This window comes from Pseudomonas sp. UME65 (assembly GCF_014170225.1).
Lineage (GTDB): Bacteria > Pseudomonadota > Gammaproteobacteria > Pseudomonadales > Pseudomonadaceae > Aquipseudomonas > Aquipseudomonas protegens.
Window position 1 is genome coordinate 593,569 of the sequence record NZ_LZZQ01000011.1, and the last position, 14,625, is coordinate 608,193.

The following is a 14,625-nucleotide window of genomic DNA, read 5'->3' on the forward strand; positions in this document are numbered from 1 at the left end:
ATTGAATGGATGATTCGCACATGGACGTACGCAAGCCTTTTGCCCAATGCATTGCCCTGTCGTTGTCGGGGATCCTGTTTCTCAACCCGATCGTCAGCGTGGCCGCAGGCCTGGCCCTGGACCCGGCCGCGGGGGGCAACGCCACCATCGGCGCGGCCGGCAATGGCGTACCCATCGTCAACATCAACGCCGCCAACGGCGCCGGCTTGTCCCACAACAAGTTCAGCGAATACAACGTCGGCAGCAACGGCCTGATCCTCAATAACGGTACCGGCTCGACCCAGAACACGCAGTTGGGCGGCTACATCATGGGCAACCCCAACCTCAAGGGGCAGGCGGCCCAGGTCATTCTCAACGAAGTCACCGGCAGCAATCGCAGCAAGCTGGCGGGCTATACCGAAGTGGCCGGGCAGTCGGCCCGGGTGATCGTCGCCAACCCCCATGGCATCACCTGCAACGGCTGCGGCTTCATCAACACCCCACGGGCCACCCTGACCACCGGCAAGCCGGTGATCGAAGGGCAGAAACTCGATCGCTTCCAGGTCGATGGCGGCGACATCAGCATCGAAGGCGCCGGCCTCAACGCCAGCAACATCGACCAGTTCGACCTGATCACCCGCAGTACCAAGCTCAATGCCGACCTGTACGCCAAGAAGCTCAACGTCATCACCGGGCGCAACGACGTCAAGGCCGATGACCTGAGCGTCACGGCCCGGGATGCCGACGCCAGCGCCAAGCCGGAACTGGCCATCGACAGCTCGGCCCTGGGCGGCATGTACGCCGGGGCGATCCGCCTGGTGGGCACGGAAAAGGGCGTGGGGGTGAACATGTCCGGGGAAATGGCGGCCAGCACCGGTGATATCCAGATCGACGCCAACGGCAAGGTCACGGTCGCCGGCATGGGCGCCAACCAGGCCATCGCCATCAAGGCCCAGAGCATCGAGCTCAAGGGCAAGGCCTACGCCGGCACCGAGGCGACCCTGCAGGCCGCCGAGCAGATCCAGGTGCAGACCAGCCTGGCGGCCCGGGACCGGGTCCAGGTGGTGGACGCCGCGCAAGTGGTCAACCACGGCATCATCGAAGCCGGAGTCAACACCGACAACAGCCGCAACGATCACGGCGAGGTCAAGCTGACCGCCGGCACCCTGGAGAACCGCGGCAACGTACTGGCCAGCCGCAACCTGGAGCTGACCGCGCGCCAGGCCCTGAACAACCAGAACGGGGTGATTCAGGGGCCCAAGGTCGAGGTCAAGACCGCGCGCCTGGTCAACCAGGGCGCACAGGCCCGGGTGCTGGCACAGCACGAGCTGGTGCTGACCACCCCGGCCATCGCCAACCTGGGCGGCCTGATCCGCTTTGGCGAGCAGCAGGCCGCGACGCTCACTCTGGATAGCCTGAACAACAACGGCGGGCGCCTGGAAGTGGCGGGCGCCGACCTGACCCTCAAGGCCCGCGAAGTGAGCAACCAGAAAGGCTCGATGATTGCCGACCGGGTAGAGATCAGCGCCGGACGGCTGGACAACCAGCAGGGCCTGATCGGGGCCAGCCAGGGCAGCGCCACCTTCAAGGTCAGCGAGCAGTTGAACAACAACGGTGGCCAGCTCCAGGCCCAGACCCTGCTGGAAACCCAGGGCGCAGAGTTGCTCAACCAGGGCGGCAAGCTGCTGGCCGACCAGATCAAGATCACTGGCACGCGCCTGGACAACAGCCAGAAGGGCCTGGTCAGCGCCGAGAAGGGCGAGTTGCAGGTGAGCCTCGCCCAGGACCTGATCAATGCGGGTGGCAAGCTCCAGGCCACATCGCTGCTCAGCCTCAAGTCCGCCAGCGTGGATAACCGCGCTGGCACCCTGGTTGCTCCGCAGCTGACCCTCACCAGCAGTGGCAAGCTCGATAACCAGGGCGGCACGGTGGATGCCACCGGGCTTGAGCTGCACACCGCGGACATCGACAACCAGGGCGGCCTGCTGCAAGGCAAGGACAACCTGCTGCTGGAAGCCCGGGACCTGGCCAACAACCAGGGCCAGGTGATCGGCAACGTACTGACTGCCAACCTCGACAGCCTCAGCCAGAACCAGGGCGGGGTACTCAGCGCCGAAGCCGGCCAGCTGACCCTGACGGTCAAGCAGCATCTGAACAACGCCCTGGGCCATTTGCAGGCCAAGAACGGCGATGTGCAGATCGGCTCCGGCAGCCTGAACAACCAGGGCGGCGTGGTGGTGGGCAATCAATTGCTGCTGACCAACAACGGCCTTTTGGACAACCGTGGCGGGCAACTGGTGGGCGACCGCCTGAGCCTGAGCACCCAGCGCCTGGACAACCAGGGCGCAGGCTTGCTGGCGGCGGGCAGCGACGGCTTGCTGCTGACCTTGACTGCCGACGGCGCCACCCCGGGGCAGTTGCTCAACAGCCAGGGGCGCCTGCAAAGCGACGGGCATCTGCAAGTCGACGGCGGCCAACTGACCAACAGTGGCGGGGTGATCCTCGGCGAGAGCGTCGGGATCAACGCCGCGGGCCTGGACAACAGCGCCAGGGGCGCAGTGGTGGCCAAGGCCGGGGGGCTGCATGTGGCCCTCAACAATGGCGTATTGAACAACAGCGCCGGGGTCATCGACGCCGGTGACCAGGCACTCAAGGTCACCCAGCTGGCCCGTCTCGACAACCAGGGCGGCACCCTCAAGGGCAAGCGCCTGGAGGTCGATGGCGGCGCGCTGGACAACCGCCAGGGGCAACTGCTCGCTGGCAGCGACGGCCTGAACCTGGTGACCGGGGGCCTGAACAACGCCGAAGGGATGATCCTGGCCCAGGGCGGCCATGGTGAAGTCACCCTGGGCCAGGGCAGCCTGGACAACCGTGGCGGCACCCTGCAGGGCGCGACCCTCGCGGTGACGGCCGGGGCTGTGGATAACAGTGCCCTGAACGGCAAGGCCGGCTTGATCAGCAGCCAGGCCGGCAACCTGAAGCTGGTGGTGGACCGCCTCACCAACCAGGCAGGCAAGCTCTACGCCAACGGCCTGCTCAGCGCTTCCGGACAGACCCTGGACAACCGCTGGGGCGGCGAAATCAGCGCCCAGCAGTTGGACCTGACCACCGCGGCCAACCTCTACAACCAGGGCGGCCTGGTGGAGTCGGCCGGCTCGCTGCTGCTGGTGGGCGGCAACCTGGATAACAGCGCCGGCGGGCGAATCCGCGCCGTAGGCGGGGAGCAAAGCCGGGTCAGCCTGGGCGGCAGCCTGTACAACCAGGGCGGTAGCCTGGCCCTGGGCTCCAACGCCTTCAGCCTGAATGCGGGCAACCTGAACAACGTCGGCGGCAGCATCGAGCACGCTGGCAACGGCCTGTTCAAACTCGACCTGGGCGGGCTCTCGGGCCTCCAGGGGCGCATCACCGGCCTGGGCCGGGGCGACTGGGACATCGGCTGGGTGGACCGCAGCGGGCTGATGCAGCTCAACGGCGCCCTGGACCTGAGCACCGGTGGCGATCTCAACCTCAGTGCGGGCGACCGTATCGCCAGCGCCAGCGGCCTGCGGGTGGGCGCCGCCACCCTGAACAACGCCGGGGAACTGGCCAGTGACGGCTACCTGACCCTGGACCTGGGGGGCAACCTGAACAACAGCGGCCTGCTGTCGTCCCGGGGCAAGCTCACGGTGGGCGCCAGCGACCTCAACCAGAACGGCGGTCGTATCGCCAGCGGCGGCGACACCGAGCTGAACCTGCGCGGCACCCTGGACAACCTGGGCCGGCTGATCGCCAGCCAGAACCTCTACGTGTCGGCGGGGCAGATCAACAACCGCGGCACCCTGGGCGCCCTGGGGCAGATGCAGCTGCGCTCCAGCAACGGCATCACCACCTCGGCCGACACCCTGATCTACAGCGGCGGCGACATGCTCCTGCGGGGCAACGGCCTGGCCAACAGCTACGGCGACATCTACAGCGCCGGCAACCTCAGCTTCGCCGCCCTCGACGGGGGCCGCGCGGCCCTGCTGAGCAACCGCTCCGGAACCATCGAAAGCGAGGGCGACATGAACCTCAACGTGGCGTTGCTGCAAAACGCCATGGACCATTACCAGGTCGGCGAAACCATCACCCAGCGCAATATCGTGATCAACTGCACCGATTGTTCCGGCGATTACCACACCGCCACTTACATCGTTAACACCACCTACGAAGGCACCATGGGCGAGCACTCCGCTGGCGCCCGCCTGGTGTCCAACCGTGACCTGACCATCAATGCCGATACGGTGGAAAACGACCAGAGCCTGATCGCCGCCAACCGCGATGTCTCCATCACCGCCAACAACCTGTACAACCGGGGCCTGACCCTGAACAAACGGGTCGAGAGCATCAGCTATTTCCTGCACGGGGTTTCCAAGGGCGCGTTCCGCGCCGCCGAGCGCGCCACCATCGCCTGGAACGCCGCCAACGCCAATCGCGCGCCGGGCCAGCAGGACCCGCTGCCGACCGTGGTGACCCAGTACCCGATCTACGAACCCGCCAGCCACACGGTGATCACCCCGGGTTCCCAGAGCGCCTACGCCTCCACCCTGCAGGCCGGCCAGCGCCTGCACCTGCAGGTCAGCGGCACCCTTGAAAACGGCGTGCAGAGCGAACAGAGCCGCGCCCAGCTCACCGGGCAGACGCTGCAGAACAACCTGGCCCAGGTGGGCGGCCAGGTGATCACGGTCAATGCCCAGAGCTCCGCGGCGGCCAACCAGGTGGCCAAGGATGTGCAACGCATCGAGAAGGTCGGCGCCGACGGCACCACCCAGGTCAGCTTCGTCCCGGTGGATTTCTCCGGCGTGCCGTTCGCCGCCGTGGACCCGACCTCGCTGTCGAGCTTCCGCGTGCCTCAGGGCGAGTACGGCCTGTTCGTCAAGAGCCAGAACCCCCAGGGCCGCTACCTGATCGAGACCAATCCGACCTTCACCGACCTGTCGCGCTTCATGAGCTCGGACTACATGCTCGGCAACCTCAACTACAACACCGACCAGACCTGGCGCCGCCTGGGCGACGGCCTGTACGAGACCCGGCTGATTCGCGACGCAGTGCTGGCCCAGACCGGCCAGCGCTTCCTGGCGGCCGGGCTGACCAGCGACTACGACCAGTACCGCTACCTGATGGACAACGCCATCGCTTCCAAGGACCAGTTGAACCTGAGCATCGGCGTGTCCCTGACCCCGGCCCAGGTGGCCTCGCTGACCCATGACATCGTGTGGATGGAAACCCGCGAAGTGCAGGGTGAGAAAGTGCTGGTGCCGGTGCTCTACCTGGCCCAGGCGGAAACCCGCAACCTGCGCGGTGGCAGCCTGATACAGGGGCGCGACATGACCCTGATCGCCGGCGGCGACCTGACCAACGTCGGTACCCTGCGGGCCAGCAACGACCTGAGCGTGAATGCTGGCGGCAGCCTCTACCAGGGCGGCCTGATCGAGGCCAACGAGCGGGTCAGCTTGATGGCCCAGGACAGCGTGCGCAACGCCCTGGCCGGGGAAATCCGCGGCAACCAGGTCAGCGTCACCTCGATCAAGGGCGACATCATCAACGACCGCACCGCAGTGGCCGTCGGCTACGGCTCGGGCAATCGCACCATCCTCGACCAGGGCAGCCAGATCACCGCGCGCCAGCAGCTGGACCTCAGCGCCGGTCGCGACCTGACCAACCTCGGCCAGCTCGCCAGTGCCGGCGATGCCAAGCTCAGCGCCGGTCGCGACATCGACCTGCTGGCGGTGCAGGACCACACCTTCACCCAGAGCGCGATCCGTCGCGGCCTGGTGACCAACGACACGGTGCAGACCCTGGGCTCCAGCGTGACCACCGGCGGCAACCTGGAACTCAATGCCGGGCGCGACCTGGCGGTGGTAGCGAGCCAGGTCAGCGCCGGCAACGACCTGTCCCTCAATGCCAAGCGCGACATCGTCATCGCTTCGGCCCAGGACGAGCAGTCCTCGACCTTCTACCAGAAGAAGAAAGGTTCCTGGGGCAAGAGCAAGACCACCCGCAGCGCCGATTCCTCCACCACCAACGTGGCTTCCGAGATCAGCGCCGGGCACGACCTGATGGTCAACGTCAGCCAGGACAAGGACGGCCGTATCAGCCTCAACGGCGGACGCGACGTCACCGTGGTCGGCAGCCAGCTCAAGGCCGGCAACGACCTGCTGGTGGGCGCTACCCGGGACGTCAGCCTGGTCTCGGCCCAGGAGCAGCAGGACAGCGCCTACAGCCAGAAGAAGAAAGGCAGCTTCGGCCTGAGCAAGAGCGGCAACAGCCGCACCTCCAGCAGCACCACCCAGGTGGGCAGCGAGCTGAGTGCCGGCAATGACGCGGTGGTGATATCCGGGGCCAACGTCAACCTCTCGGCCAGTTCCATCGAAGCCAAGCGCGATGCCGAAGTGCGCGCCGGGCTGATCGACAAGAACGGCGACATCAACCTGATGGACGCGGCCAACACCTCCAGCAGCCAGAGCGACAAGTACAAGAGCAAGGTGGGGTTCTCCAGTTCCGGCAGTTTCACTTCGATTGCTTCCTCGAAGAAATCCGGCCAGGAAAACATTCAATCCCAGAGTGTCGGCAGCGTGGTCAGTGGCGGGCGTGACACCACCCTGCAGGCATCTCGTGACGTCAACATGATCGGCAGCACGGCCGCGGCCGAGCGCAACCTGAATGTGGGGGCGGGGCGCGATGTCAACGTGCTGGCCGGCAGCAACAGTTCGGACCAGAGCAACTGGAAATCCGAGAAGCATGTGGGGCTGTCCCTGGAGAGCGATCGCAATGGCGTCACCGCGTTCCTGGGCAGCGAAGGCCTCAAGCAGAAATCGCGCAATGCCGAGCAGACCGTGGCGCCGAGCCAGTTGCTGGCCGGGCAGGATGCAACCATCAAGGCCGGACGTGACCTGACCCTGGAAGGCTCGCGAGTGGATGCCGGGCGTGATATCAACCTGCAGGCCGGGCGCGATATCAGCATCGACGCGGGCAAGGAAACCTCGATCGAGGAGCGCAGCAAGAGCCGTGACCGCAATGGCCTGACGGTCAATGTCAGCCACAACTACGGCAACACCATGGACGCCCTCAAGGGCACCGGCAAAGGCGAGGACAACACCAGCAAGGCCTCCAGCGTGCTCAGCACCGTGGATGCGATCAACCAGTTCACCTCGGGCCCGACCACCGCGACCCATTTCGGTACGGCCAGCCAGTCCAGCAGCTCGCGCCAGGAAGTGCACAGCAACAGCCCTGCCAGCCTGGGGGCCGGTCGGGATATCAGCGCCGTGGCCGGCAATGACATCAACATTCGCGGTGGTCAGTTCGACGCCGGGCGCGACATCACCCTGGTGGGCCGTGACATCAATGTGGATGTGGCCCGCGGTTCGGTCTCCGAAGAGAGCAAGACCGCCCGCAGCCAGGGCGGCATCAATGGCCAGAGCGGCGGTGGCAGCGCCCGTGCCGGTATCGGTGGCAGCAACGGTGTGGCCAGCGAGCAGATGAACCAGGGCACCAACACCCCGTCGGTATTCCTCGCCGGGCGTGATGTCAGCCTTGAGGCGCGCAACAACCTGACCCTGATCGGAACCCAGGTCCAGGCCGGGCGCGATATCGACCTGGGCGCCGGTAACGACCTGACCATCCGCGCCGCGCAGAACGATTCCAGTAGCGAGTCCAACCGCCACAGCGGCGGTGGTGAAGTGGGCCTGGCCGTGGGCGGCAAGGACTTCATCTCGGTCTACGCCAGCGTCGACATGGGCAAGGGCCAGTTGGACCGGGACAACCAGCGGCAGCAGAACGCCAATCTGGTAGCCGGCGACCAGCTGCGCTTCAGCAGTGGCAAGGACACCACCATCGCCGGCGCCACCCTGCGCGGTGGTGAGGTCATCGGCCGGGTTGGCGGTGACCTGACCGTGTCCTCGGTGCCGGACACCGGCAAGGTCAGCGGCAAGGAAATGGATGCCAGTGTCACCGTGAGCATCGGCCTGGGCGGCGGTGGCAGCGTCAGCGGTTCCCTGGGCATGGGCAAGACCACCGGCAAAACCAACTGGGTCCAGGAGCAGACCAGCATCACCGGCAAGAACGGGGTGGACATCCGCACCGAGAAGCACACCCAGCTCGACGGCGCGCTGGTCGCCGCCGACAACGGCAACCTCAAGCTGGACACCGGCACCCTGGGCTTCCGCGATATCTCCGGCCAGGACAAGGAGCACAGCTACTACGTCAATGCGGGCGGCACCTTTGGCTGGGGCGGCGGCGATGGCGCCAAGGCCACCGGCGGCAAGGACGTGGCCTTCACCACGGACAAGAGCCAGGAAGGCAAGGGCAAGACCGGGGCGTCCGGCTGGAGCGTCAGCGGCTATGACTACCGCAAGGAGCGCGAGCAGGAAGTGCGCGCCACAGTGGGCGCGGGCACCATCACCGTGCGCAACGACGCCAAGACTGGCGCCGACTCCACTGCAGGCCTGAACCGCGATGTGTCCCTGGCCTATGAAATCACCAAGGACAAGGAAAAGCGTACCGACCTGTATGTCTCGCAGTCGTCCCTGGAGTCGGTGAACCACCCGATTCAGACCCTGAACCAGTGGAAGGAGGGGATGAAGAACTATGGCAAGAATGCCTCGGGTATCTTCACCCAGTTTGGCGACCTGAGTAAGGCGGCGGACCAGGTGGTGGCCGACAACCCGTCGTTGCTGCCGCTGGCCTGGATTCCTGGGCTCCTGGAAACCGTGCTCGACAAGGCTGGCAAGTACACCGGTGGCATCATGCCCGGCGTCGAGAACCATGGTGGTCTGATCACCCAAGTGCCGGCCTTGATCACGGGTGACATGCGCTTCTACCGGGTTGAGACCAAGTACCAGTACGAGTCCGACGGCAAGACCATCAAGGTGGACCCGTTGTCCGGCAAACCGATGATCGAGAACGTGCAGAAGCTGATGGAGATCGAGCGTCCCGATGGTGATGGTGCAGTGTTCACCAACGGCATCCAGAACTCGCTGATGGCGGCATTGGTCAACGGTGCGATGCAGACCGGCTCCGATTCCTTCATGCAGGCCTACAACCCCGAGCACGGGATTCTCGGCGACTTGGTCGAGTCGCTGTGGGATGTGGCGCTGGGCGGGACGGTACGCTCTGGTAACGCCCAGCAGCTGCACGATTTCTTCCAGGCCGGGATCAAGGATGAGTACAAGCTGGACGTTGCCGGCCACAGCCAGGGCGGTCTGTTGACCTACCGGGCGATTTCCGGCCTGGATTTCAACCTCAATGGCCAGGTCGGGAGCATCCAGTTGTCGGGCGCCCCAGTGGGTTCCAAGAGCTTCTTTGAAGCCGCCGATGCCGCCGGATTCGATATCGGCAACGGCGCCTTCTTCCAGGTCAACCGTCCGGGGTCGAAGACCTTTTTCGGCATGTTGCCGGTCACCGATACCGTGTCGGATCTGCTGGGGCAGAACTTCACGCACTCGTCCGACCCGGTGGCTCGTTTCTTCGGTTCGCTGGCGACCAGCACCTCGTTGATGGGAGTGGATAGCCCGCACTCGAACTACCTGTGTGTTGCCAAGGGCATGTGCGGTGATGCGCCCAATGCGCTGCAGGACCAGTTCAAGAAGAATCCCCGGTACATTGAACCTACGTTCATCGATGCCAATGGCAAGGACACTATCCGCAGATGAGGGGGAGTCCAAGTGTGGTGGTGGGGCTGGCATTGCTGCTCGGGGGATGCCTGAACCTCCCCGCCAAGCCGCAGGAGCGACGCACCGAGCAGCGCATGTTGTGTAGCGAAGGGGCCAAGCGGGTGACCTTGCCCCAGCGTTTCTCCTTCGACCTGCCTGAACCGTTCCGGCACACAGAATGCGGTACGCTCATGGGCGGTTTCTACTACGACAGAATCAGCGACAGCCTGTCTGTCGCTACCGAGGGGACCTTCGCCTATGGCGATGTCCAGGTATCGGCGTCTTCGCTGTACATGAAGGTCAGCAGTTTTCTCGACGGTGAGGGTTATGGGCTGATGTATCCCCACGACGCCTTTCTCCAGGGCAAGCTGGCTGCATTGGCTTTGCCCGGCAGTGGTGCCAAACCCCGTGAAGTGGATTGGGTCACCCGGGGTGGCTACCAGTGCCTGCGCTTCTATGAGCACTGGCAGGGGGCTGCAGTGGGGCTCTGGGAGGATGAGGTCAGGTATTGGTGCTGGGAAGGGGAAAGCGGCCTGACTCAACCGTTCTATGTACATGCCGGGCAACGTCTGGCGTTGGGCGCCAAGGGTTACGATCTGGATCGGACCTTTATCCTGCCGTTCTTTGCCAGCTTGCAGATCAAGCGTCTGGCACCTTCGGCTCTGGCCCAGGCACAAAACCGGCTCCAGGCTGCTTGTGCCCGCGGCAAGGCCCGTTATGACCGGGGAAGCGCCTGGGGCAGCGACTATCCCGACAAGCGCCTGACCCTGACCCGCCTGCACTACTGCGGCTACGACGTGCCGCTGCCCGACCTTTCGGCCCCGGCGCCCGGGGCCAAAGCCGACTGAACCTTCGCCTGTCACAACACTCCAGTACCCTGTAAGCCCGCGTCCTCACGGCGCCTGCCACTATTCCTCAGGGGTGAAGGCTGGCAGACTGCCGGTCTTTTCCCCGCTGTCTGTCTTGAGGCTATATGCCAGCGTTTTCACAGCGTCATCTGTTGTTCATCAGTTGGATCATCATCTTCGGTGGCCTGTTGCTGGCCTTGCCCCTGCGTCTGCTGCCCAGCCTGCTGGCCGGGTTGCTGGTGTTCGAGCTGGTCAACATGCTCACCCCGCAACTGCAGCGGCTGATCGAAGGCCGGCGTGCGCGCTGGCTGGCGGTGGCCTTGCTGGGCACCCTGGTGGTCAGCCTGCTGACCCTACTGTTCGCTGGAGCCATCAGCTTCCTGTTGCATGAGGCGGAGAACCCGGGTGCCTCGCTGGGCAAGTTCATGGTGGTGGTGGACAAGGCCCGGGGCCAGTTGCCGCCGTTCCTCGATTCCTACCTGCCGGCCAGCGCCGCCGAGTTCCAGGCCGCCATCGGCGCCTGGGCCAGCAAGCACCTGAGCGAGTTGCAACTGGTAGGCAAGGACGCGGCGCACATGTTCGTGACCCTGCTGATCGGCATGGTCCTGGGGGCGATCATTGCCCTGCAGCGGGTCCCCGACCTGACCAAGCGCAAGCCTCTGGCGGCGGCGCTGTTCGACCGTCTGCACCTGCTGGTCCAGGCGTTTCGCAACATCGTCTTCGCCCAGATCAAGATCTCCCTGCTCAACACCTTCTTCACCGGGATCTTCCTGGCGCTGATCCTGCCGCTGTTCGGGGTCAAGCTGCCGCTGACCAAGACCCTGATCGTGCTGACCTTCCTGCTGGGCCTGCTGCCGGTGATCGGCAACCTGATTTCCAACACACTGATCACCATCGTCGGCCTGTCGCTGTCGATCTGGGTGGCGGTGGCGGCGCTGGGCTACCTGATCTTTATCCACAAGCTGGAATACTTCCTCAACGCGCGGATCGTTGGCGGGCAGATCAGTGCCAAGTCCTGGGAGCTGCTGCTGGCGATGCTGGTGTTCGAGGCCGCCTTCGGCCTGCCCGGGGTGGTGGCGGGGCCGATCTATTACGCGTACCTGAAGAGCGAGTTGAAGCTGGCGGGATTGGTGTGAACCTTGTTCGCCGGCCCGCCGGCTCCTACAGAACCTTGTAGGAGCCGGCGGGCCGGCGAAGCTGTTTCAGCCGTAACGCTTCTTGGCCTCGATGGCCAGGCCGCTGCCGATGCTGCCGAAGATATTGCCTTCCACATGCCGGGCATTGGGCAGCATCGCCGCCACGCTCTGGCGCAGCGCCGGAATGCCGCTGGAACCACCGGTGAAGAACACCGTATCGACCTGGCGCACACCGACATTGGCGTCGCTCAGCAACTGGGTGACGCTGGTGCGGATGCGCTCCAGCAAACCGTCGATGGAGGATTCGAACAGGGCCCGGCTCAGGTCCACGCTGAGGTCGCGTTCGATCCGGTCCAGGGCTACCAAGCGGTTCTCTGCGTGGGTCAGCTGGATCTTGGTCTCTTCCACTTCCATGGCCAGCCAGTGCCCGGCGCGCTGTTCGATCAGCTTGAACAGACGGTCGATGCCGCCGGTGTCCTCGATGTCATAGCGCATGCTGCCCAGGGCCAGCTGGGATTTCTGCGAGTACACCGAGTTGATGGTGTGCCAGGTCGCCAGGTTCATGTGGTGGCTGGTGGGCATGTAGGCGCCGCTCTTCATCCGGCTGCCGTAGCCGAACAGCGGCATCACGCCCTGGAGGCTCAGTTGCTTGTCGAAGTCGGTACCGCCGACGTGCACGCCGCCGGTGGCGAGGATGTCGTCGTGGCGGTTATCGACGCCACGGCGCTCGGGGGACAGGCGCACCAGGGAGAAGTCCGAGGTACCACCGCCGATGTCGACGATCAGCACCAGTTCCTCGCGCTCGATGGTGGATTCGTAGTCGAAGGCCGCGGCGATGGGCTCGTACTGGAAGGACACTTCCTTGAAACCGATCTTGCGGGCCACTTCCACCAGGGTGTCTTCGGCTTCCTGGTCGGCGGCGGCGTCGTCATCGACGAAGAACACCGGGCGCCCCAGCACCACTTCTTCGAATTCCCGACCGGCGGCGGCTTCGGCGCGGCTTTTCAGTTGGCCGATGAACAGCCCCAAGAGGTCCTTGAACGGCATGGCAGTGCCCAGCACGCTGGTGTCGTGCTTGATCAGCTTGGAACCCAGCAGGCTCTTGAGCGAGCGCATCAGCCGGCCTTCGTAGCCTTCCAGGTACTCGTGCAGCGCCAGGCGGCCGTACACCGGACGGCGTTCCTCGATATTGAAGAACACCACCGAAGGCAGGGTGATCTTGTCGTCCTCCAGGGTGATCAGCGTCTCCTCGCCGGGGCGCAGCCAGCCGACGGTGGAGTTGGAGGTACCGAAGTCAATGCCGCAGGCACGGGCCGGGGTGGCGTTGTTCATGTCTTTGGATCCGGTGAAAAAAACGGCCGCGCAGCGTACGCCAGTCCTCGCGCCTTGCAAAGGCCGACTATCTGCTAAATCACCCCCTGTCGTGCCTTGAAAGACTATCCTTTACCCCCAAACTTGCAGGCATGGGCCGCGCAGCCACCTGGGATCACAAGATCCGCCCGAGGCTGCCGATAAACTTCTGATGCGCCGTTCAGTCAGAGGATTGAGATTGATCAATTCTCATGCTGCCAGACCGAGCATGCTGTGCTGCACGCCGCGCGACTTTGATAACGGATGGTGATTCCCTCGATGGACTTCAAAGACTATTACAAGATTCTCGGCGTGGAGCCGACAGCGGACGACAAGGCGATCAAGGCCGCCTATCGCAAGCTGGCGCGCAAGTACCACCCCGACGTCAGTAAGGAAAAGGATGCCGAGGCCAAGTTCAAGGACGCCTCGGAAGCCTATGAAGCGCTGAAAAGCGCCGACAAGCGCGCCGAGTACGATGACCTGCGCAAGTACGGCCAGCATGGCCAACCGTTCCAGGGCCCGCCGGGCTGGCAGAGCCGTGGCGGTTTTGGCGGCGGCGAGGACGGTGGCGATTTCTCGGACTTCTTCAGTTCGATCTTTGGTAACCGGGGGCCAGGATTCGGCGGCCCGGAGCAGCGCCGCAGCAGCGGTCGTCGTGGACAGGATGTGGAAATGGAACTGCCGATCTTTCTTGAAGAAACCCTGTCCACCGAGTCGAAGAAGATCAGCTTCCAGGTGCCGCAGTACAACGCCAATGGCCAACACGTCAGCAACACCAGCAAGAGCCTGAACGTGAAGATTCCGGCAGGTGTCACCGACGGCGAGCGCATCCGCCTCAAGGGCCAGGGCGCGCCGGGCGTGGGCGGCGGCGCGAATGGCGACCTGTACCTGACCATTCGCTTCGCGCCGCATCCCAAGTTCGATGTCGAAGGCGAGAACCTGATCATCACCCTGCCACTGGCCCCCTGGGAGCTGGCGCTGGGGACCGAGGTCGCGGTACCGACCCTGACCGGCAAGATCAACCTCAAGGTTCCGGCCGGCAGCCAGAATGGCCAGCGCATGCGCGCCAAGGGCCATGGCCTGCTGAACAAGGCCGGCCAGCGCGGCTACCTGTTCGTGCAACTCAAGGCGGTCATGCCCAAGCAGGCGGGCGACGACGTCAAGGCCTTGTGGCAGGAGCTGGCGAAGAAGGCAGCGTTCGACCCCCGGGAAAATTTCTGATTCGACACTAGGAGGCGCTGATCATGAGCACCCTGATCGTTCAGCTGGACATGGAAGAGTTCTGTGAAGTGGCCGACCTGTCGGCGGCCTACGTGATCGAAATCGTCGAGCACGGCATCCTCGAACCTCAGGGCCGGGCCCCCAAGGACTGGCGCTTCAACGACTATGAGCTGTCCCTGGCCAAGCGCGCGGCGAAGTTGCGCCGCGACCTGGACCTGGAATGGGAAGGCGTGGCCCTGGCCCTGGACCTGCTGGACGAAGTGCGGCAACTGCGCGCCGAGAACCAGATGCTCAAACAGCGCCTGGGCCGCCTGTTGGTGGACTGAGGGTGTGTAGGCCTGTAGCCGCTGCCGAGCGCTAGCGAGGCTGCGACCGGGCGCGCAGCGCCCGTCTAACCAGGCGACTGCGGTGTGTCAGGAAAAAGCG

General features: G+C 64.7%; 6 protein-coding genes. 5 read left to right on the forward strand and 1 reads right to left on the reverse strand.

What is annotated here, in order from left to right:
• Positions 1-5: 5 nt before the first annotated feature.
• From A9971_RS13650 to A9971_RS13660, 3 genes are all read left to right on the forward strand, one after another.
• Positions 6-9,644 carry a hemagglutinin repeat-containing protein gene (locus A9971_RS13650; protein WP_259652327.1) on the forward strand — a complete coding sequence of 3,213 codons (9,639 nt, stop codon included), beginning with the start codon at positions 6-8 and terminating at the stop codon, positions 9,642-9,644.
• A complete protein-coding gene (locus A9971_RS13655; RefSeq protein WP_183000709.1) occupies positions 9,641-10,492 on the forward strand; it encodes a hypothetical protein in 852 nt (283 codons plus the stop codon). The genes A9971_RS13650 and A9971_RS13655 overlap by 4 nt, the downstream gene beginning before the upstream one ends.
• A gap of 125 nt (positions 10,493-10,617) precedes the next feature.
• Complete coding sequence (locus A9971_RS13660) at positions 10,618-11,628, forward strand: AI-2E family transporter (RefSeq protein WP_011058994.1); 1,011 nt, start codon at positions 10,618-10,620, stop codon at positions 11,626-11,628.
• A 66-nt stretch (positions 11,629-11,694) separates the two neighbouring features.
• Here A9971_RS13660 and A9971_RS13665 read toward each other — a convergent pair whose 3' ends face one another.
• A complete protein-coding gene (locus tag A9971_RS13665) occupies positions 11,695-12,960 on the reverse strand; it encodes an Hsp70 family protein (RefSeq protein WP_183000710.1) in 1,266 nt (421 codons plus the stop codon).
• 297 nt (positions 12,961-13,257) lie between these two features.
• On the opposite strand from A9971_RS13665, the gene A9971_RS13670 reads away from it, so the two are divergent.
• Complete coding sequence (locus A9971_RS13670) at positions 13,258-14,199, forward strand: DnaJ C-terminal domain-containing protein (protein WP_011058996.1); 942 nt, start codon at positions 13,258-13,260, stop codon at positions 14,197-14,199.
• 23 nt (positions 14,200-14,222) lie between these two features.
• A complete protein-coding gene (locus A9971_RS13675) occupies positions 14,223-14,525 on the forward strand; it encodes a chaperone modulator CbpM (RefSeq protein WP_011058997.1) in 303 nt (100 codons plus the stop codon).
• The last annotated feature ends 100 nt before the right edge of the window (positions 14,526-14,625 follow it).